Origin of the sequence: Christiangramia sediminis, from assembly GCF_020552705.1 — a bacterium.
In the GTDB taxonomy this organism is placed as follows: Bacteria; Bacteroidota; Bacteroidia; order Flavobacteriales; family Flavobacteriaceae; genus Christiangramia; species Christiangramia sediminis.
In genome coordinates this window covers 738955-760283 of record NZ_JAJBZG010000005.1, presented here as the reverse complement: position 1 = coordinate 760283, position 21329 = coordinate 738955, and the positions used below count along the sequence as shown (strand labels likewise).

Genomic DNA, 21329 nt, shown 5'->3' with positions numbered 1-21329 from the left:
ATTATGGGATAAGAGCTTTTAGATCTTCCAGCGTATTGGCTTCCTCGATCTTCTTATCGGTTCGCCAGCGAAGTATTCGCGGAAATCTGGTAGCCACACCACTTTTGTGTCGTTTTGATTCGGCGATTCCTTCAAAAGCGATCTCAAATACATGGTGCGGAGTAACGCTTCTTACAGGACCAAATCTTTCCAGCGTATTTTTCTTGATCCAGGCATCCAGACTTCTGAATTCTTTATCGGTAAGTCCGGAATATGCCTTTGCAAAAGTTACCAGTTCTCCTTTTTCCTTATCCCAAAGTCCAAAAGTATAATCGGTAAAAAGGTTGCTCCGTCTACCATGACCACGCATGGCATAGGTAAGAACCGCATCAATAGTAAGCGGATCAACTTTCCACTTCCACCAATCTCCTTTTCTTCTGCCCACGAGATAAGGTGAGTCATACCTTTTAAGCATAAGCCCTTCAGATTTTACTTCCCTGGAATTTTCTCTTTCCACCGCGGCTTCTTCCCAACTATTGAAACTTATAGATTCAGATAAATGCAATGGAAGCTCTTCTGAAGCAACATCACTATATAATTTTTCCAGAATCTTTCTGCGATCTCCAAATGCCGTTTCCCTGATATCCTCTCCTTCCCATTCCAGTATATCATATGCTTTTAAGATAACCGGTGTTTTTTCAAGTAATTTTTTACTGATGTTCTTACGACCAATTCTCGTTTGAAGATCCTTGAAAGTTCCTATGTCTCCTTTCGGAAAAGGTAGTATTTCTCCGTCTATTACCGTCCCATTTGGAATAGCTTCTACAAAAGCTTCAAATTCCGGATATTTATCGGTCACCAGTTCTTCTCCACGACTCCATACAAAAAGTTCATCATTTCTTATAATGACCTGCGAACGTATTCCATCCCATTTATGCTCGGCACTCCACTCTGAAACATCTCCTAATTCCTGCGGCTCTCCTTCTATCGCATAGGCCAGGTAAAACGGATAAGGCTTGGATAAAAAATCTTCTTCATTTTCTTCAAGAATCAGCTTCTTAAAAGTAATTTTCGAAGGCTCCCAATTTCCCATCATTTTATAGGCAAGTATATCTTCGTCTATATCTGTTGCTTTAGAAAGTGCCCGGGTCATTAATTTCTGACTTACTCCAATCCTGAAACTTCCTGTAATAAGTTTGGTGAAAACAAAGCGTTCATAATAGTTAAGATTAAGCCAGTTCTTAAAAAGATATTCTTTCTTTTCCTCCTCGGGTTTGCGTTTTAATTCTATGATCTCCTGCAAGAATTGATTCAGACTTTTTTCGGTAGAATCCTCGGCAGGCGGAATTACGAGGGCTATTGTCTCAGCAAGGTCACCTACGATATGATAAGACTCCTCGAATAACCAAAGTGGAATTTTAGCTAATTCTGAAGCCCATTCCCGCATTAATGTAGTATTCACTGGTCTTGGTGGCCTGCGATGACTCAAAATAGCAATAGTCCAGACTTTATCTTTTGGAGCAGTATTTTTAAAATATTCCGTCAGCGCAGCTACCTTTAAAGTAGTTTTATTGGTACTATCCAGCGTTTTTATAAGATCTGCAAATGCCTTCATTCTGAATCTTTTTCTTTATCATTTTCCAAAGCGCCTGTTTCACTTTCATACTGGGTTTCTTCAGTCCTGGCATCATAGCCCTGTTCTCGTAAGAATTTTGAAAAAATATCAGTATAACCATGAGTACATATCACCTTCTCACATCCCGTTTCTTTAATAGATTGTAGTAATCCCTGCCAGTCACAATGATCACTCAATACAAATCCTTTATCGATTGCCCTCCTTCGCCTTGCCCCTCTAAAAGTCATCCAGCCACTGGCAGAAGCAGTTACATATGGTACCATTTTCCTGATCCAGGTACTGCCATGAGCACTCCCTGGAGCCAGTACAATGTTGCCTTTGATCTCTTCTTTTTTTGTTTCCCTGGTGATCCTGGTAGTTTTTGGAAAATCAATCTGATCTCTTAAAACTTCCGTCATATTTTCTATGGCTCCATGGGTATATATTTTTCCAATGGAAGAATCGAGATGCTTCAGTAAACGCTGGGCTTTTCCAAGGGAATATCCAAATAATACCGACGTCCTGCCGTCATCCTGATTTTGCTGCCACCAGTTATTGATATCTTCAAAGACCTGTTTTTGAGGTGTCCATTTAAAAGCGGGCAATCCAAAAGTACATTCGGTAATAAAAGTGTCGCATTTTACTGGTTCATAAGGTACCGCCACGCCATCATCTTCAGTCTTGTAATCTCCGGTAAAAACCCAAACCTCCCCTTTGTATTCCACCCTTATCTGTGAAGATCCTATAATATGCCCGGCAGGATGCAAAGAAAATTTAACTCCATTGATGCTAAAGGTTTCATTCCATTCTACTCCCGAAACTACAATATCGCCTAGCCGGTGTTTTATGATTGGTACATTACTGTGATGGGTAATATACTTTTTATGGCCCCAGCGGGAATGGTCGGCGTGACCATGCGAGATTATTGCCTTATCCACAGGTTTCCACGGATCCAGATAAACATTTGCCGCCGCACAGTAAATTCCTTTATCATTAAAAGCCAGTAAGGGTGTTTTCATCTTTTCTGTTGAAGAATATTGAATTTAATTAATTGTAATTTTAACCTACAATGATTAAGAAAAGATTAGCGATTGACTAGATTTATTTTAGCGGCGGCATAACACCAAAAACCTACTTGTTTGACTATATTTGTAATATAAAATCCTTACAATAATGTCTTTTTCAGATTTATTCGGCTCGGGAGAGCACCTACGTAATCTTAGTCACTTTGCTTCTATTGTGAATCTTGCCGCAGTTGATGGTGAGATCAATAACGATGAAGAATTACTTCTTAAACGCTTTGCCAGAAAGCTTGATATTAGCCAGGAAGAGTATGACAAGGTTATTGAAAACCCTAAAGCATTTCCATTATCTTCCTACAATAGTATTGAAAGGAGACTGGAACGTCTCCATGATCTTTTTAAAATAATCTTCGCCGATCATATCATTGATGAGGAAGAAACAGAACTGATCAAGAAATACGCTATTGGACTTGGTTTCTCAAGCCAGGCTTCTGAAGGTATTATCAAACGTTCTATCCAGATCTTTAGCGGACAGTTGAATTTTGAAGACTATCGCTACTTGCTTGAAAAGGAAAATTCCTGAGACTGAGGATTTGCCTTAGCATTTGCCATGAATTCCTCCGCTTTTTCCACCATTTTTTTGCTTCCGCAGAAGAAAGGTACACGCTGATGCAATTCTGTAGGATTAATATCCATGATCCTTTGAAATCCATCACTGGCTTTTCCGCCGGCCTGTTCAGTAATAAAAGCAAAAGGATTACACTCATATAGCAATCTTAGTTTCCCTTCACTAGCTTTGGAACTCTTTGGATACATAAAGATCCCGCCTTTGATCATATTTCGATGAATGTCTGAAACCATGGAGCCAATATACCTGGAAGTATAGGGACGATCTCCTTCTTCCTGCTGGCAATATTTGATATAATCTTTTACTCCCTGTGGGAAATGAATATAATTTCCTTCATTTATAGAATAGATCTGTCCTTCTTCGGGAAATTTCATATCAGGATGCGAAAGGTACCAGGATCCTAAAGCCGGATTCAATGTAAAGCCATTCACTCCATGACCGGTGGTATAAACTAACATGGTTGAAGTTCCGTAAATAATATATCCCGCAGCCACCTGCTTATTTCCCGGTTGAAGAAAATCTTCTTTTTGAACCGGTGTTCCCACTGGAGTTACTCTTTGATAAATAGAAAAAATAGTTCCTACAGATACATTTACGTCTATATTGGAACTCCCATCTAAAGGATCCATCAAGACCACATATTTATTCTGATGATCTCCTTTATGACCTTCAATCTGGATAAAATCGTCATTCTCTTCGGAAGCTATCCCGCAAACAATTTCCCTGTTGGTAAGGGTTTGAATAAATTTATTGTTGGCATAAACATCCAGTTTTTGCTGATCTTCTCCCTGAATATTTGTTTCCCCGTAAGCCCCGATAATATCTACAAGTCCGGCTTTATTTACTTCGTGGTTTACAACTTTTGCTGCTAATCTTAAAGAGTTGATCAATCTTGAGAGTTCTCCCGACGAACCCGGAAAATCTGATTGATTTTCAATAATAAATTCTCCCAGGGTTTGATTTGGCTTAGGCATGGATGCTTTTTGTTTTAGGCTGGCTAAATTATTAAATTTTAGTCTTACTACAACGTTTTCGCTCATAAAGTAAATCATTGTTTAGATTTGTGGTAATAATAGAATTAGACATATCATAATATGAACTGGATTTTACTCATTATCGCAGGTTTATTTGAAGTAGCTTTTGCCGCAAGTCTGGGAAAAGCTAAAACTGCTACAGGCAGGGATGCAACTTTCTGGTATCTGAGTTTTTTAATATGCCTGGCGATTAGCATGTTCCTGCTTGTAAAAGTGACCAGAGAATTACCCATTGGGACGGCTTATGCCGTATGGACGGGTATTGGTGCGGTTGGTACGGTGCTCATAGGTATATTCGTATTCAAAGAACCTGCAGGCTTTTGGAGAGTCTTCTTTTTAAGTACGCTAATTGCCTCTATCATTGGATTGAAATTCGCATCTAACTAAGTTAAAATTTAAAGATCTGAAAAATGAATATCATAATTAGAAAAGCTCAAAAAAACGATATGGGTGCCGTACTCGAACTCATTAATGAACTCGCAATATTCGAAAAAGAATCTGATGCGGTAATTATAAATAAAGATGATCTCATTAGAGATGGCTTTGGCGAAAATCCCGCTTTCCACTGTTTCGTTGCTGAAGCTGACGGAAAAATTGAGGGGATGGCCCTGATTTATTTTAGATATTCTACCTGGAAAGGAAAAACCGTTCATTTGGAAGATCTTATCGTTAGGGAAAATTTCCGCGGAAAAGGTCTGGGCTCTGCACTTTATACCGAAGTAATAAGATTTGCCGCGGAGCAAAAGGTAAAACGTACCGAGTGGGTGGTTCTTAACTGGAATAAAGAAGCGGCAGATTTCTATCGCCGAAGCGGTGCCGATGTAATGGAAGACTGGGATACTGTACAAATGGACGAAAGATCAATGCATAAATATCTCGAGAATAAGGGCATCCTTTAAGAGGTCTTTAATAGGCTTATCATTTTCAATGCGTATTTTTGTTAAAAATCTGAATTATGGAATATACTATACGCGAAGCCAGACGGGAAGACATGCACCAGGTGCTGGAACTTATCAAAGAATTAGCAGCACATGAAAATCATCTGGATGATGTGGAAGTAACTATTGAAGACCTTGAGCAGGAAGGTTTTGATAATGGTAATTTTAAATGCTTTGTGGCAGATGTATCAGGAAAGATCGAGGGCATGGCTTTGGTATATTTCAGGTTCTCTACCTGGAAAGGCAGAACCGTACATCTTGAAGACCTAATCGTACGTGAAAGTATGAGAGGTACAGGTCTTGGAGGAGCACTTTACAAGCAGGTGGTAAAATATGGTCATGATCATGGCGTTAAACGTATAGAATGGGTGGTTTCTGAAGGTAACAAGAATGCAATAGAATTCTATGAAAATACCGGAGCCCAGATAAAAGAAAGCTGGAAAACCGTGCATATGGAAGAAGGCGGAATTCAAAAAAATGTAAAAAGGAAGTGATCAAAGTTTTCAAGTTTGGTGGTGCATCTGTGAAAGATGCCGAAGGAGTTAAGAATCTTATCAAAGTGCTGAAGGTAACGGGTAGCGAAAATAAGCTCATCGTGATCTCTGCCATGGGGAAAACTACCAACGCACTGGAAGTTGTGGTTAAAGATTACCTGGAAACCACCAGAATTCCGAACAGCCTGGATGAAGTAAAAAATTATCACCGCAGTATCTTAGAAGGTCTATTCTCTAACAGGGAAGCTTCAGTTTACTTTAAGGTAGAGAGCTTATTTACTGAACTCGAAAATTTTCTTCAGCATAATAAATCTATCCAATACGATTTTGTTTATGACCAGATTGTAAGTTTTGGGGAACTGATTTCCACCTCCATTGTAAGTGAATATCTCAATTCTCAGAATATAAATTCTACCTGGCTTGATGCCAGAAACTTTATTAAGACTGATAGTACTTACAGAGATGCTCAGGTAAACTGGGTGAAGACTCAGGAGCTTATCCAGGAAAATATAGATCCCAAAAAACTGAATATCATTCAGGGTTTTATTGCTTCAGATCCTAATAATTTCACCACAACACTGGGCAGGGAAGGTTCAGATTATACTGCAGCAATCATGGCTTATTGTCTGAATGCTGAAAATGTTACTATCTGGAAAGATGTGCCCGGGGTTCTAAATGCCGATCCGAGATTTTTTGAAAAAGCACAGCTACTGAATAAGATCTCTTACGAAGAAGCTATTGAACTTGCTTTTTACGGAGCGACGGTGATCCACCCAAAAACACTTCAACCATTGCAGCGAAAGGAAATTCCTCTTTTTGTTCGATCTTTTATAAATCCTTCAGAAGAAGGAACGGCGGTAAGCAAAGGCAAATCTATATTTCCGGAAATCCCCTGTTTTATTGTTAAAAAAGACCAGGTTCTTATTTCACTTTCTTCACTGGATTTCTCTTTTATGGTAGAAGAAAATATCTCTGAGATCTTCAGACTTTTTCATCAATATCAGATGAAGGTAGACCTTATTCAGAATTCAGCAATTAGTTTTAGAGTTTGTGTGGATAATAAGTTCAACCAACTGGAAAAACTCATTCAGCATCTTAAGGCAAGGTTCAAGGTAGATTACAAAACAGGTGTTTCGTTATATACTATCAGACACTTTAATGAAGAGGCGATAAACAGCCTGGAAAAAGATAAAAAGGTGCTTTTGAAACAACTTACCCAGAATACTGTACAGCTGGTTGCCGAAAACTAAATTTTGATTTATTACTTTTAAATACAAAATTCCTTGAAACAATGTAAATCTGTGTAACTCATGAATATTTCATAGGTTTCATTTTAGTTTACTGGTAAGGAAATTTTGTATTTTACCTCTACCGGAATTACATAAGAAGTAATTCCGACCTCTCCTCAGGAGAGGTAAAGTGGAGATTTTAGGTAAATTTTTTCAAATTATTTAATTATTCAAACCAATCTCATGGGAATAGTAAGTGCCAAAGAAGTTGCAAATGTCATGAACCTACGCAAGCTCGGATTCCTTGGAACTGGAATAGGCTGGCTGGTTTTAAAGACCACGAAGCTTTCCAGGATCAATAAGGAATATGATAAGAGAAAGGATCTAAAAGGCACTGAATTCATTGATTCGATATTAAATGAATTTGAAATCGATTTTGAAATACCGGAGAAAGATCTGAAGAGAATTCCTAAAGAAGGTCCTTTTATTACTATTTCTAACCATCCTCTCGGTGGGATTGACGGGATGATCCTGATGAAACTGGTTTTGAAAAGCAGACCAGATTATAAAGTGATCGCCAATTTTCTGCTCCATAGATTAGATCCCTTAAAACCTTATATATTACCCGTAAATCCTTTTGAAGATCATAAAGAGGCAAAATCCAGTCTTAGTGGAATGAAAAATGCCATGGCTCATTTAAAAGATGGTCATGCACTGGGAATTTTTCCTGCCGGGGAAGTTTCGACGGACAGGGATAACAGGCATATTGTAGACAAAGCCTGGGAACCTTCAGCCATGAAGCTTATTCAGAAATCTAAAGTTCCGGTAGTTCCCATTTATTTTCATGCTAAGAACAGCCTGTTCTTCTACCGCCTGGCTTCTATGAGCGACGTTCTAAGAACGGCCAAACTACCCAGCGAAATGCTAACGCAAAGGCGCCGTAAAATTAAGGTAAGAATAGGTCATCCTATTTCGGTGGACGATCAAAAAGAACATTCCAATCTTGAGACATACACCGCTTTTTTACGCAGAAAGACCTATATGCTCGCCAATGTTTTTGAAAAAAAGAAGCTGCTTTCCAATCTTCCGAAGACCTTAAAAATTCCACGTTCTCCAAAAAATATCGCTGAAGAAACAAATTCTGAACTCATGAATATTGAAGTTGAGAATTGTAGAAAAATGGATAAACGTCTTCTACAAAGTAAGAATTACGAGGTTTTCCTGGCTAAAAGAGAGGTGATCCCAAATATTCTGAATGAGATTGGCAGACTCCGGGAGATCACTTTCAGAGCTGTAGGAGAAGGGACGAATAACAGTACAGATCTGGACAAGTTCGACGATCATTACCATCATCTTTTTCTTTGGGATAAGGAAGCCGAAAAGATTGCCGGTGCATACAGAATGGGAATGGGAAATGAGATCTTTGCCAATTACGGAATTGACGGATTTTATCTGCAAGACCTTTTCCGGTTTGAGCCCGAATTGTATAAAATGATGAGTCAGTCTATTGAAATGGGACGGGCTTTTATAATTAAAGAATATCAGCTAAAACCAATGCCATTATTCTTACTTTGGAAAGGAATTGTGCATTGTACCTTAAGGTTTCCTGAACATAAATACCTCATTGGTGGGGTAACCATTAGTGACAAATTCAGCAATTTCTCTAAATCGCTGATGATCGAATTCATGAAATCGAATTATTATGATCCTTATGTTGCGCAATATGTTCATCCTAAAAAGGAGTTCAAGGTAAAATTAAAAGATGCCGATAAAGACTTGGTATTTGACGAAAGTGAAGCCGATCTCAACAAATTTGACAGGATCATTGATGAACTGGAACCTGAAAATTTAAGGCTGCCAGTGCTTATCAAGAAATATATCAAGCAGAACGCGAAAGTGGTTGCTTTTAATGTAGATCCGCTTTTCAATGACGCCGTCGACGGACTTATGTATATTAGAATCGCAGATCTTCCTGAAAGCACCGTAAAACCAGTTATGGAAGAATTTCAGAAGGAACTGGAAGAAAGAGCGGCTGCCAATGGTATAAAGTGAGAGATTAGAAGTGACGAACGGATCAACTAAATTGAGAACACATCACCTGTTAAGATACTGTTATTCCCGCTTTCTCGCTGGGCAATCTTTGTATTACTCCTTATCTTGTTAACCTAAAAAAGAAAATAAATTATGGAAAATATACTCATCGCCGGAGCTACCGGACACACAGGAAAAAGGGTTATCGAGATCCTTAATAATTCAGAAAGTTTTAATCCCCTTGCCCTTATTAGAAAGGAAGAACAGAGACAGCAGTTTGAGGATATGGAAGTGGAAGCCGTGATGGGTGATCTTGAAGGAGATGTAAGCCATACCATGAAAGGTATAGATAAAGTTGTTTTTGCTGCCGGTTCTGGAGGAGATACATCAAAAGAAAAAACTATCGCAGTAGATCTTGAAGGCGCCAAGAAATTAATAGACGCTGCTAAAGCAGCTAATGTAAAAAAGTTCGTAATGCTTAGTTCCATGGGAGCTGATGATCCTTCTAAAAATGAAGATCTAAGACATTACCTGGAAGCCAAGAAGGAAGCAGATGAATATTTGATTGAAAGCGGTTTAAACTATACCATAGTACGTCCAGGAGCACTTACCGATGACCTTGGGCTTGCTAAAGTGAAGGTGGCTAAAGGCTCGTTAAACGAAAGAGGAGAAATTTCCAGAGATGATGTTGCTTTTATTCTGGTAATGTCACTGGCAGATCCGTTAGTGAAGAATGTAACTTTTGAAGCTATTGAAGGTGAAGAATCTATTAAATCTGCCTTGATAGAATTGAGCCAGTTAGGATAGATATAATCAATTATAATATTTAAAACCTTGCAGAGCTCTATATCTGCAAGGTTTTTAAATTCTGTTCGCTATCTATTCCTATCGGTTCTGTACTGAGATTTCGGTAAAAAGGGATTTCTCCCGTTGGTCGAAATGACAAGCAATATAATTCGTTAAGGTGAACTGGTTTCAGTTTTCAAACTATATTTTTAGGATTAACCATAGCTCCTGAAATAAATTCAGAATGACGTTTAGCCACTTCAAAAATTCAACTATTTACTCTTTCTCTGGATCAACTTGATCGAGAAAAACCTGATCATTAGGTTCCCAAAGTTCGATCTTATTCCCTTCAGGATCCATGATCCATCCAAATTTTCCATAATCGTAAGTTTCCATTTCTCCCACTACCTCAACGCCTTCTTCTTTTAAGACCTTCAATAATTCTTCAAGATTCTCCACCCTGAAATTCATCATGAATTGTTTTTCCGAAGGTTTGTAATAATCGGTATCCGCGCTCATGGGACTCCATTGAGTGGAGCAGTCGTTACCTTCTTTATCTTTCCACCAGAATGTACATCCATATTGATCTGTATTAAGACCTAAATGCTGATTATACCACTTCTTTACATTATCAGGATCTTTAGACTTGAAAAAAAATCCTCCTAAGCCGGTTACTCTGTTTTTCATATTATACTTTTTCTGTCTTCACTTCTCCAAAAGCTGCGATAATTTTATCTGCGATCACCGTAGCTAGGCCTTCGTGAGATTCCTGGGTCCAGCCTGCAACATGCGGACTTAATAAAGTATGAGGCATAAACATCAATTCTCTCAAGGCTTCCGGAATAGGATCGGCGGCACTTATGGAAACGTTCTTTTTATTTGAGAAAAGACTCTCGAAAGATGCTTTTTCATATTCCAGTACATCCAGCCCGGCGCCCAGGATTTTTTCTTCTTTAAGGGCTTCAACAAGATCTGCGGTGACCACAATTTTTCCCCTGGCGGTATTTATTAACCAGAACGGTTTCTTAAATTTCCCGATGAATTCCTTATTCACCATTTGATGGGTTTCTTTGGTCCAGGGAGTGTGCAAGCTTACCACATCGGCTTTTTCGAAGAATTCTTCGTAACCAACCTGACGGGCATTATCATCCCCTATTCCTTCCTCGATATCGTAGAAAATCACATCCACATCAAAACCTCTTAGTTTTTTAGCAAAGGCTTTTCCCATATTACCATAACCAATGATGCCTACTGTTTTCCCGTCCAGTTCTACTCCGCGATTCTCTTCTCTGTGCCAGAGGCCTTCCCGAACTTCTTTATCTGCTTTATTTAATCGGTTAAAAAGAGATAGCAGCATTCCCAGGGAGTGTTCTCCAACCGCATTTCTATTTCCTTCCGGCGCAGAAAATAGTTTAATTCCTCTTTCCAGGGCATAGTCTACATCTATACTTTCCAATCCTGCACCCACACGTGCGATGAATTTTAGGTTTGGAGCAGCATCAATAAATTCCCGATCAATTTTATAGCGGCTTCTAATTACAATCCCATCATATAAATGCTGATTTTGGAGTGTTTCAGCCCTTGACTGTTCATAGCCTTCAATATTATGGTGCCCTGCTTCTTCAAGTTTTTTCATCAGGGTTGGATGATTTGTATCTGCATGCAGAATAATCATATTCGTTTCTTTTTCAAATTAGTATTAAAATAGCTTATTCCAGTCTCAGCCATATAGCCAAAACGGAACTTACAAATTTAAAGAATGATTCTCAACCACCGAAGAAATACGGTAGGCAATCTAAAATCCGAGAATGGTCTTAGCGAGATAAAAGAAAATAAAGATCCCGAAAATATCGTTACTGGTAGTAATAAAAGGACCTGTTGCTATGGCAGGATCGATCCCCTGTTTATCCAGAATAATTGGCACGAAAGTACCTATTAGCGCGGCTAGAATAATTACAGTGATCAAGGCCAGGGCAATGGTAAAACTTACAATTTGAGGTTGGCCCACAATTAGACCAAATAATATAACCAAAACACCCAGTACTACTCCATTAATAAGAGTTAGACCTATCTCTTTCAGGAGCCGGTTAAAAAGGCTGCCCCGCAGATTATCATTGGCAAGTCCCTGCACGATGATCGCACTGGATTGTACTCCTACATTCCCGGCCATCGCAGCAATTAGCGGTGTAAAAAAGAAAAGCTCTACATAATTGGCCAGCGCTTCTTCAAAACCTTTCATCACATACACGGCTCCAAGACCTCCAAAAAGTCCCAGGATCAACCACGGTAAACGAGCGCGGGTTAATCTCCAGATACTGGCATCAGCCTCTACATCTTCAGAGATACCTGCCGCCATCTGGTAATCTTTTTCGGCCTCTTCCTTTATAAAATCTACAATATCATCAATGGTAATGCGCCCCACCAGCCTGTTCATCTCATCCACCACGGGTATGGCTTCCAGGTCATATTTTTGCATAATACGTGCCACCTCTTCACCTTCGGTATGCACATTTACATAATCCACGCTGGGAATATAGATATCGCTAATATTGTCGTTACTGGAAGCTGTAAGCAGGTCTTTAAGAGAGAGCCTTCCTTTCAGCTTATTTTTATCATCCACTACATAGATAGAATGAACCCGGGTCACATTCTCAGCCTGTTTGCGCATTTCAGCCATACAGCCGGTCACGCTCCAGTTTTCATTTACCTTTACCAGCTCTTTAGCCATCAAACCACCGGCAGAATCTTCATCATAGCGCAAAAGCTCTACAATATCATCTGCATGTTGTTCGTCGCTGATTTCAGAAATTACATCCTGCTGTAATTCCAGGGAAAGTTCAGAGATGATATCTGCCGCATCATCGGTATCCATCTCATTAAGCTCAGAGGCGATCTCCTTGGCAGAAAGGTTCTCCAAGATTCTCTCACGAACTCCTTCTTCCAGCTCCATAAGAGCTTCGGCAGTCTTTTCACTATCAAGAAGTTTTACCAGATACGTAGCTTCTTCCAGATTAAGTTCTGTAAGAATTTCAGCTATATCAGCATGGTGCACTTCTTCCAGGTGCAACAATAATTCCTCATTGTTTTTTTCTTCAATGAGGTACTGTAGCTTATCTATTAATTCATCTGTTACTTGAAACTGCATACGGCTCAATTTTTTGGGTCAGTTCTATAAACTGCTGGAAACCGAGTTGTTCCGGCCGAAGGCCAAAGATAGCATCTTCCCTTAAATTATCGGGAAGATTAAGAGTTTTTAAACTATTCCGAAGCGTCTTTCTACGCTGGTTAAATGAAGTTTTAACTATTCTGAAAAATAATTTTTCATCACAATCCAGGCTAAAATTCTCTTTTCTCCTGAGTCTCAATACGCCACTGTCTACTTTTGGAGGCGGATTAAAAACTGAAGGCGGTACGGTGAAAAGATATTCTGCTTCAAAGAAAGCCTGGGTTAGCACACTAAGAATTCCATAGGTCTTATTTCCTTCTTTTTCACAGATACGTTTCGCAACTTCTTTCTGAAACATTCCTGAAAATTCAGGGATCTGATCCCGCATTTGAAGTACTTTAAATACAATCTGAGTTGAAATATTGTATGGGAAATTACCAATTACGGCAAATTGTTCCTGTTTAAAGATCTCTCCAAGATCATGCTTTAAAAAATCTTTTTCATGAATCCTTCCACTTAAATGCAGGTAATGGCTCTCCAGATATTCAACACTTTCTGTATCTATCTCGATCACATGAACTTCGGAATTCTTTTCCAAAAGATATTTGGTGAGAACTCCCATCCCGGGACCAATTTCCAAAACCTTATCATAACCTTCATAACTTAAGGTATCCGCTATCTTTGCCGCGATATTCTCATCGGTAAGAAAATGCTGCCCCAGATGTTTCTTTGCCCTGACAGACTGATCATCATTATTAGGATGATTTGAAGAGGGTTTGTTGAATGAAGGTCTATATTTTTTCATGATTTGCTATTAAATAAGGGCAAAGAAAATTCTTAAAGTTTGCTTATTCTTCTTGGGAGAATGGATTTCGACAGGCTCAATCTGTCATCATGCTTTATTTTAGAAAATTATTGCTCGGTGATCACTTCCAGTTCAGTTCTAAAGGCTACGAATTTACCTTCAAAAGCTTTCGATTTTGAGCGAAGTTCTTCGGCATCTTCAGCATAATACTTCTCCAGCATCTCTTTACTTTCGGTGGTATATTGCACCGAATAGGTGATCCCGCCCATTTCCTCCTTTACAAGAACTCTAGTCATTAAAGCTTTCGTAAACTTTTTAGTAGCCAGCATATCTGTAATATGCTCTTCCTTCATCCATGCTAACCATTTATCATGAATATCTTCCTGAACGTTTATAGTGACGTTGTATATGATCATTTCTAAAAATTTAAATTTTGGAGTTATTCTAAGGTGTCTCCGCGAAGCAACCGATATTTCTTACGTGCTTCCACAAAATAAATACTGTCGGCAAAGTTAAAGATAATTTGCTCGTAAAGCGACTTCGCCTTCTCGGGATCCTGAAGTTGATTGGCATAGAGTTCTGCCAGCAAATAATGAGCATTATCGGCAAGTATATCATTATTAAATGAGTTAATGATCTCCAGGTAATTTCGTTCTGCTTTTACAAAGTCTTGTTCTTCTTCATAAAGTTTCGCCTGGCTAAGCAAAGCTTCGTCCTCGATCTTCTCACCCTTATGATTAATAAGTATGGAATCTAAAGCCTGTATGGCTTCGGGATTCTTTTTTTGAAACGCCAGCAGATCTGCATGCGCAAATTTCTTCAATGCGGTTTGGGTAGAATCTTCCAGAGAGTTATCGCTAATAAGTAAACTTAGTTCCATCGCATCATTTGCGATTAACTGGGAAGTTGAAGTTTTTAATATGTCCAGCTGTGTTTTCGCCCAGTCAAAATCTCCCTTATAATAACTGGTTTTGGCAACTTTAAACCTGGCATCCTGCGAAATAACATCATTTTTTACCAGGTTTTGTATCTGTGAATAATAGATCAGGGCTTCGTTGAATTTTTCCTGAACCACTAAAATATCTGCCATGGCCATTTTCACCTTGGCAAGGTTAAATTTATCCGGAGTAATTTCTGCAGATCTTTTTAATAAAGTGATCGCTTCCTCCTTTTTATCAAGCTTAAATGCCATAAAATTGGCATAATCTATCTGCACATCCAGAGTTTCCTGATTATACCCAAATTCCTCCAAAAGCAATTTAAAGTCTTCTTCAACTTTAGCATAAGCATCAGCTTTTGCAGTCTCCAACTGAATATTTAAAAGAAAGTGTCTAGCCTGAAGATTAAAAGTTCTCGAGGGAGATACTTCAATAGCATAGGCAATCACTTCCTCGGCAGTTTCATACTCCTCAGCCTCTTTGGCCATCACTGCAAGATTAAGGATTCCCTGTAATGAATTTTCTCCTCTTTTGAAGATCGCCCGCTCCTGGGCAAATGCTTTATCGAAATCTTTTTGCTGAATAAACAGCCAGCTTAGCATTTCATTATAAAGCAATTGGGGATCTTCCTGAAGTCTCTTCAGCAATAATTTTCTGAATATGATATTAGCTTCAGACTGGGGATCTTCAGAAATATAACGGTTGAACTCTCTGTTCGCGATCCCGTAAAATTTCATATCATCTTCAATAAGATCAAGATAATTGCTGAACATTTCTTCGATCTTACCCTGTTCTCCATAAATACGGGCAAGCTGAAGATTATAATTGCGGTCGGTGTCGGTGGCCATAGCTCTTTCATAAGCTTTGGCGGCATATTCCAGCAGGTTATATTGTTCGAAACCACGGGCGATCGAGTAAGCGTAATTTGGTCGTGCTTCTATAGCCTGGAGGGCTTCCTCATAAAAACGGGTTGCTTTTTCCTGGTCTTCCTGCAGTTCATAATTATGTCCCAGTTCTATGAGTATGGAAGGATTGTTTGCCGTACGGTTAAGGCGATCCATCAGCATTTTTTCAGCTTCTTCAAAATTTTCCATTTGCTGATTTGAAGAAACAACTCCATTAAAATAAACGGGATTGGCAGGATTTTGCTCGTATAGTTTTTGGTAAACCTTCAGCGCTTTCTCATATTCACCCTGGTCAAAGAAATTCTTTGCCAGTTGTTCACTTTGAGCATAAAGCCCACAACCGGCTATAAACCATAAAGCTATAAAAATAAAACAGCGCATATGTAAATATAAACATTTGCGCTGTTTTTAAATATGTTAGGATGATTAATCTATCTTATCGAAACCGCAATAAGGTACCAGAACATCAGGTATTTTGATCCCGCCTTCCGTTTGATAGTTCTCAAGGATTCCGGCAAGCACTCTTGGAAGAGCCAGTGCACTTCCGTTAAGAGTATGAGCAAGTTCCTTATTATTCTCTTTATTTTTGAATCTCAGTTTCAACCGGTTTGCCTGGAAATTCTCGAAGTTTGAAACCGAACTGATTTCCAGCCAGCGATCCTGGGCCGTAGAGAAAACTTCAAAATCAAAGGTCAATGCCGCGGTAAAACCAAGATCACCACCACAAAGTCTTAAGATCCTGTAGGGTAATTTAAGTTCTTTAAGCAGCCCTTTAATGTGATCTACCATAGTATCCAGGGCAGCATACGAATTCGCCGGGGTTTCCAGCCTTACGATCTCTACTTTATCAAATTGATGCAAACGGTTCAACCCACGAACGTGAGCTCCGTAAGATCCCGCTTCTCTTCTGAAACATGGGGTATAACCGGTACAAAGAATAGGAAAATCCTTTTCGTTCATTAGGTTATCACGGAACATATTGGTCATGGGCACCTCAGCGGTCGGGATGAGGTAAAGATCATCTTCAGTCACGTGGTACATCTGGCCTTCCTTATCTGGCAACTGACCTGTTCCAAACCCTGAAGCTTCATTCACCATTAAGGGTAATTGAAATTCAGTATATCCGGCTTCGGTAGCTTTATCTAAAAACCAGGTGATAAGAGCGCGTTGAAGTCGTGCTCCTTTTCCTTTATAAACAGGAAAACCGGCACCAGTGATCTTATTTCCCAGTTCAAAATCTATAATATCGTATTTCTTCGCTAGCTCCCAGTGTGGAAGTGAACCTTCAGCAAGTACAGGAATATCTCCTTCTTTAAAGATCTCTTCATTATCATCTTCTGTCATTCCTGCAGGAACTGAATCGTGCGGAATATTCGGGATGGTATAAAGCAAATTCTGAAGATCGGCCACGGTAGACGTAAGTTTTTCTGAAAGTTCTTTAGACTCTTCTTTCAGTTTTCCCGTCTTTTCTTTCAACATATTTGCTTTTTGATGTTCTCCATTCTTGAACATCAATCCAATCTCTTTAGACATTTTATTGGAGTTCGCCAGGGTATCGTCAAGTTTTGCCTGGGTAGATCTTCTGGTTTCATCCAGACTTAAAACCTGTTCAAAGATATCTTCAGCATTAAAGTTCCTTTTTTTAAGAGCTTTAATATATTCTTCTTTATGTTCTGCAATATTTGAAACCTGTAACATGAGGCCGGGTTTTTTTATTTACCGTTTATAATTTTCTAAGCAGCAAATGTAACAAAAGCAGGGAAGATAATTACTCCGAATTTGAGGGAAGAATCCAGTCGTGATGTTTAAAATGCTGCCATTTCTCTGCAGCAAGATCAACCTTGGGATCTATTAGCGGTTTATAAGGTCCGCCATTCACACTTATTTTCCCTTCAGCATAGACTTCAACATCTTTACCTTTTTCAGCATATTCTTCTTCTATACGCTGGGCGAACTGCCAGATCAAATCTGGCTTGGTAGTAATGGCACGCATTTGTTTTCTGGAGAGGTAATCCTTTTTATCAACGAAAACTGTATCTGTAGTTCCTTTTTCCACTACCTTAAAAGTTACCCTTCCGCTTTTTCCCCTCAACATCATTCGCCAGCTTAGGCGGTGTCCTTCTTCAGTCCAGAGTACATCATCTTTAAAGAACCAGTGTCTTAAAGGCAGGCATAGTTGAATAAGAAACCAAACGGCCATTGCCCCAATAAATATCTTATTCCAGGAAGGCACGATGATCTCCCCTTTATCATAATATTTCTTCTTATTCCGAAGAAACCACTTATTGATCTTTTCTGAAGGGAAAAAGAAGATACAGAAGGCCAGGGACATATAGGGAAATATACCAATATGAAAGATGAAACTGTTGAAAAGGTGAAAGAATATTGCGGCTAAAAAGGTAGCCAGCCTGGTCTTTCTCCATAACAAAAAAGGAATGATCAAAAGGTCAAATAACAATCCAAAATAAGCGATGGCGTAGCGTACCCATCCCTGCTGAAGAAATTCTCCTACCAGCCAGTAATCTGCCTTGGATCTCATGAGAAGTGCCGGGAAACTCCCGTCTAACCAGTCCGGATACATTTTTGCTACCGAAGCATAGGTATAGACGATCCAGAGTTGTAGCACGATCACAACCCAAACCCAACGGGGCATTGAAATTCTGCTAATTTCAGGTTTCATCTTTGCGTCCAGTGAAAACCAACGGTTTGCGGGTAAAAAACTCATGATGAAGCAAAGCAACATCAATAAATAATAGTGATTATTATAGGAAGACTTTTGCATTAGATAAACCGCCGCCCACATAATTCCGTAACAGATAATACTTAAGCGATATTTGAATCCCAGCATCACGAAGATTCCAAAGACCCCCATGATCCCATAATACCATAGCATACCGTCACCGGGTAGCGGTTGCAGAAACTCAAAACCTATAAAATTAAAGGTGAAATCGGGTTCTATAAGTGTTCTTCTTATCCAGCCTGTAAAGATTGCTCCAAAAGCTTCTATAGCGATCAATAAACCGAACAACGCCCGGAATACAACGAGAGCAGAATTATCGACTTGCTTAAAAAGCCACCTGTTAAGCATCGTTGTCTTTTAGATACTGTTTTGAGAAGGCCTGGTCCTGTTTCATGGCGATCTGAAGATCGTTTACAGAAGAGAATTTCTTTTCATCCCGAATTCGCACAAGTAGTTCGATTTCCAGTGATTTTCCGTAAAGATCTTTGTCCAGATCAAAAAAGTTAGCTTCAATGGTCTTTTCCTTTCCACCCACAGTGGGGTTGGTACCAATATTCATCATCCCCTGGACGGTCTCTCCATCTATTTTGGTGCGCACCACGTAAACTCCATTCTTGGGAATGAGTTTATAATCTTCAGCTATCTCAAGATTAGCGGTAGGGAAACCAAGATCTTTACCAATCCCACGGCCCTTCACAATAGTTCCGTTAAGGGTAAAAGGATGATTAAGATACATATTGGCTCTTTCCACGCGCCCTTCTATGAGCGCATTCCTTATTTTAGTTGAACTTACCGCAACCTGTTCTACATCCTGCTGCGAGATCTCTTCTACTTCAAAACCAAAATCTTCTCCAAATTGCTTCAGGTCATTGATATCTGCCGTACGATTTCGTCCAAATCTATGATCGTAGCCAATAATGATCTTTTTAGCCTTAAGTTTATTTACTAAGATATCGCGCACAAATTCAATTGCGGTGAGTCTGGAGAACTGATGCGTAAATGGATGCACCACCAAGTGGTCTATCCCGGTTTGTTCCAGTAATCTTTTACGTTCTTCTATAGTATTGATAAGCTGGAGTCCGCTTTCTTTTTGCAGCACCATTCTCGGGTGTGGAAAAAAGGTAAGCACCACCGAATCCAGGTTATTCGCACTGGCAGAATTCACAAGGCGTTCTATGATCTTTCTATGTCCTGCATGCACCCCGTCAAAAGTCCCTATGGTAACCACCGTTTGGCGTTCACTTATGAATGAGTTGGCTCCTTTATGCTCTTTCAAATTCTGCTATTTTCCGTTAAATGTATTCATAGTATTGGAAACTCCCGCGGTTCCGAAAGATTGTATCAATTCTGCCGAAGTTTTTAAACGTTCAGCCATTTCTTTCTTTTCTTCTTCCCCCCATTCACCCAGCACATAATCTATCTGATTTCCTTTTGAGAATTCATCACTTATTCCGAATCTAAAACGGTTATATTTAGTGGTATTCAGTTGTATCTGTATATCCTTTAGACCGTTATGGCCACCATCGCTGCCTTTGGTCTTTAACCTCAGCGTTCCAAAGGGTAGGTTTAGATCATCTGTAACTACGAGAAGATTTTCCAGGGCGATCTTTTCCTTCTGCATCCAGTAATTCACGGCTTTTCCGCTTAGATTCATGTAAGTACTGGGTTTTAGCAGAACGAAAGTTCTTCCTTTAAATTTAAAGCTCGCCACATCACCGAGTTTTTGAGTTTCAAAAGCCACTTCTTTTTCACGAGCAAGCTCATCAAGGATTTTAAATCCTATATTATGCCTGGTATTTTCATATTTAGGGCCAATATTGCCCAGACCAACGATCAAAAATTTCTTCATGGGATCTATGTTCTCCCCGGTCTCTTTCTTATTAAATATCCTTCCGAAGAATGAAAGCATCCAATTTGTGTTTTGGTAAAGATAAAATTAATCAGATACTTTTAATTCAGAAAAAACAAAACCGAAGTTTTTATCCTCAAACGGGAACTACGAAAAAGAGTTCCGACCCTTCCAAGGGAAAGCTTATGAGGAAATGAGATTAAATAAAAAAGCATTCCGAATCGGTTTGAACCGAAAGGAATGCTTTTTAAAACTATTCAAAGAAGCTTATTCTTTATCTTCTCCTTCTTTTACAGCTGCCTGATCATCAACTTCAGTTGCTGGTACTTCGTCTGCTGCTACATCATCTTCGTCTTCATCTTCGTCCTCAAGTTCTACAAGGTTACGAGATGTTCTTACCTGACATATCACAGTGTTATCTGGGTGCTGGATCACAAAATCCTTGCTATCTACTCCAGTTACGTAAAGCTTCTGACCAATTTTAAGTTTAGTCACGTTAGCTACGATATAATCTGGAAGATCTCCAGGCAATCCTCTTACTTTAAGACGACGAAGGTTGTATCTTAATACACCACCGTTCTTAACCCCTCTGGCCACACCTTCAGTGTGAATTGGGATTTCCATAGTAATTGGTTTGTCCTCAAAGATCTGATAGAAATCTACATGAAGGATCGCATCTGTTACAGGATGAAATTGAATATCCTGAAGGATCGCGTCATAAGACTCTCCACTTCCTAATTTGATTTTTACAGTATGTACATCTGGTGTGTACACTAAGTTCTGGAATGATATTTCCTCTGCTGCAAAGTGTAGTGGATCACCTTCTACCCCGTACAATACGCAAGGAACCTGTCCAGCATTACGTAGTGCTTTCGTTGCCTTCTTGCCTACGCTTTCTCTTTTAGATCCGTTGATCGTAATTGATTTCATTTGTTTATTTTAAATTATTATTAGCAAATGTCGTCTGGTCACTTAATGGACTGCCTTCATTTGCGCAAAAATTTCAGGAGGCAAAAGTAAGTCTTTTTATTAATCTATAAAACCCTGTTAGTTAAAAAGTTCTGATAGATGGTAGATCTGAGATATTAGACGATAGAGTTTTGAATATTAAACACTTATAGATTCGATTGGAATATCGATATTTCCCATTACACTTCGACAGGCTCAGTG

The 21329-nt window shown here is 39.2% G+C and carries 21 protein-coding genes; 7 read left to right on the top strand and 14 right to left on the bottom strand.

The features are described from left to right. Position 1: 1 nt before the first annotated feature. Both LGQ90_RS12880 and LGQ90_RS12875 read right to left on the bottom strand, forming a co-directional pair. Positions 2–1594, bottom strand: a complete 1593-nt coding sequence (locus LGQ90_RS12880; RefSeq protein WP_229341598.1) for an ATP-dependent DNA ligase — start codon at positions 1592–1594, stop codon at positions 2–4. After that, complete coding sequence (locus tag LGQ90_RS12875; RefSeq protein WP_229341596.1) at positions 1591–2613, bottom strand: ligase-associated DNA damage response exonuclease; 1023 nt, start codon at positions 2611–2613, stop codon at positions 1591–1593. The genes LGQ90_RS12880 and LGQ90_RS12875 overlap by 4 nt, the downstream gene beginning before the upstream one ends. A 154-nt stretch (positions 2614–2767) precedes the next feature. On the opposite strand from LGQ90_RS12875, the gene LGQ90_RS12870 reads away from it, so the two are divergent. Continuing rightward, positions 2768–3199, top strand: a complete 432-nt coding sequence (locus tag LGQ90_RS12870; protein ID WP_229341594.1) for a TerB family tellurite resistance protein — start codon at positions 2768–2770, stop codon at positions 3197–3199. On the opposite strand, the gene fbp is transcribed toward LGQ90_RS12870, so the two are convergent. Further along, positions 3172–4218 carry a class 1 fructose-bisphosphatase gene (gene fbp, locus LGQ90_RS12865; RefSeq protein WP_229342446.1) on the bottom strand — a complete coding sequence of 349 codons (1047 nt, stop codon included), beginning with the start codon at positions 4216–4218 and terminating at the stop codon, positions 3172–3174. The two genes, LGQ90_RS12870 and fbp, sit on opposite strands and share 28 nt — an antisense overlap. Positions 4219–4338: 120 nt before the next feature. Between fbp and LGQ90_RS12860 the strand changes: the two genes are divergently transcribed. From LGQ90_RS12860 to LGQ90_RS12835, 6 genes are all read left to right on the top strand, one after another. Continuing rightward, on the top strand, positions 4339–4665 hold the full coding sequence (locus tag LGQ90_RS12860; RefSeq protein WP_229341592.1) for a DMT family transporter: 327 nt from the start codon (positions 4339–4341) through the stop codon (positions 4663–4665). Positions 4666–4688: 23 nt separating this feature from the next. After that, positions 4689–5177 carry a GNAT family N-acetyltransferase gene (locus LGQ90_RS12855; protein WP_229341590.1) on the top strand — a complete coding sequence of 163 codons (489 nt, stop codon included), beginning with the start codon at positions 4689–4691 and terminating at the stop codon, positions 5175–5177. Between the two features lie 56 nt (positions 5178–5233). Further along, the gene (locus tag LGQ90_RS12850) at positions 5234–5710 is read left to right on the top strand and encodes a GNAT family N-acetyltransferase (protein ID WP_229341588.1); all 477 of its coding nucleotides are present in this window, start codon (positions 5234–5236) and stop codon (positions 5708–5710) included. Beyond that, positions 5710–6960 (top strand): aspartate kinase, encoded by a 1251-nt coding sequence (locus tag LGQ90_RS12845; RefSeq protein ID WP_229342445.1) that lies wholly within the window; start codon positions 5710–5712, stop codon positions 6958–6960. Before LGQ90_RS12850 ends, LGQ90_RS12845 begins: the two co-directional genes overlap by 1 nt. Before the next feature lie 222 nt (positions 6961–7182). Next, the gene (locus LGQ90_RS12840; RefSeq protein ID WP_229341587.1) at positions 7183–8991 is read left to right on the top strand and encodes a GNAT family N-acyltransferase; all 1809 of its coding nucleotides are present in this window, start codon (positions 7183–7185) and stop codon (positions 8989–8991) included. 132 nt (positions 8992–9123) lie between these two features. Continuing rightward, the gene (locus tag LGQ90_RS12835) at positions 9124–9777 is read left to right on the top strand and encodes an SDR family oxidoreductase (protein WP_229341586.1); all 654 of its coding nucleotides are present in this window, start codon (positions 9124–9126) and stop codon (positions 9775–9777) included. 255 nt (positions 9778–10032) lie between these two features. On the opposite strand, the gene LGQ90_RS12830 is transcribed toward LGQ90_RS12835, so the two are convergent. The 11 genes from LGQ90_RS12830 to LGQ90_RS12780 all read right to left on the bottom strand — a co-directional run bounded on the left by LGQ90_RS12830 (position 10033) and on the right by LGQ90_RS12780 (position 21089). Then, the gene (locus LGQ90_RS12830; RefSeq protein WP_229341585.1) at positions 10033–10443 is read right to left on the bottom strand and encodes a VOC family protein; all 411 of its coding nucleotides are present in this window, start codon (positions 10441–10443) and stop codon (positions 10033–10035) included. Position 10444: 1 nt separating this feature from the next. Continuing rightward, the gene (locus LGQ90_RS12825) at positions 10445–11431 is read right to left on the bottom strand and encodes a 2-hydroxyacid dehydrogenase (protein ID WP_229341584.1); all 987 of its coding nucleotides are present in this window, start codon (positions 11429–11431) and stop codon (positions 10445–10447) included. A gap of 120 nt (positions 11432–11551) precedes the next feature. Beyond that, complete coding sequence (gene mgtE / locus LGQ90_RS12820) at positions 11552–12901, bottom strand: magnesium transporter (protein ID WP_229341582.1); 1350 nt, start codon at positions 12899–12901, stop codon at positions 11552–11554. Next, positions 12879–13727 carry a 16S rRNA (adenine(1518)-N(6)/adenine(1519)-N(6))-dimethyltransferase RsmA gene (rsmA, locus tag LGQ90_RS12815; RefSeq protein WP_229341580.1) on the bottom strand — a complete coding sequence of 283 codons (849 nt, stop codon included), beginning with the start codon at positions 13725–13727 and terminating at the stop codon, positions 12879–12881. Before rsmA ends, mgtE begins: the two co-directional genes overlap by 23 nt. A 107-nt stretch (positions 13728–13834) precedes the next feature. Beyond that, a complete protein-coding gene (locus LGQ90_RS12810; RefSeq protein ID WP_229341579.1) occupies positions 13835–14143 on the bottom strand; it encodes a DUF4286 family protein in 309 nt (102 codons plus the stop codon). A 23-nt stretch (positions 14144–14166) separates the two neighbouring features. Continuing rightward, complete coding sequence (locus LGQ90_RS12805; RefSeq protein WP_229341578.1) at positions 14167–15951, bottom strand: tetratricopeptide repeat protein; 1785 nt, start codon at positions 15949–15951, stop codon at positions 14167–14169. Between the two features lie 45 nt (positions 15952–15996). After that, positions 15997–17268 (bottom strand): serine--tRNA ligase, encoded by a 1272-nt coding sequence (serS, locus tag LGQ90_RS12800; protein WP_229341577.1) that lies wholly within the window; start codon positions 17266–17268, stop codon positions 15997–15999. A gap of 70 nt (positions 17269–17338) precedes the next feature. Continuing rightward, complete coding sequence (locus tag LGQ90_RS12795) at positions 17339–18658, bottom strand: HTTM domain-containing protein (protein WP_229341576.1); 1320 nt, start codon at positions 18656–18658, stop codon at positions 17339–17341. Beyond that, positions 18651–19586, bottom strand: a complete 936-nt coding sequence (locus tag LGQ90_RS12790) for a bifunctional riboflavin kinase/FAD synthetase (protein ID WP_229341575.1) — start codon at positions 19584–19586, stop codon at positions 18651–18653. Before LGQ90_RS12790 ends, LGQ90_RS12795 begins: the two co-directional genes overlap by 8 nt. A gap of 6 nt (positions 19587–19592) precedes the next feature. After that, complete coding sequence (gene pth / locus LGQ90_RS12785; RefSeq protein WP_229341574.1) at positions 19593–20219, bottom strand: aminoacyl-tRNA hydrolase; 627 nt, start codon at positions 20217–20219, stop codon at positions 19593–19595. 207 nt (positions 20220–20426) lie between these two features. Next, on the bottom strand, positions 20427–21089 hold the full coding sequence (locus tag LGQ90_RS12780) for a 50S ribosomal protein L25/general stress protein Ctc (protein WP_229341573.1): 663 nt from the start codon (positions 21087–21089) through the stop codon (positions 20427–20429). Positions 21090–21329 lie beyond the last annotated feature (240 nt).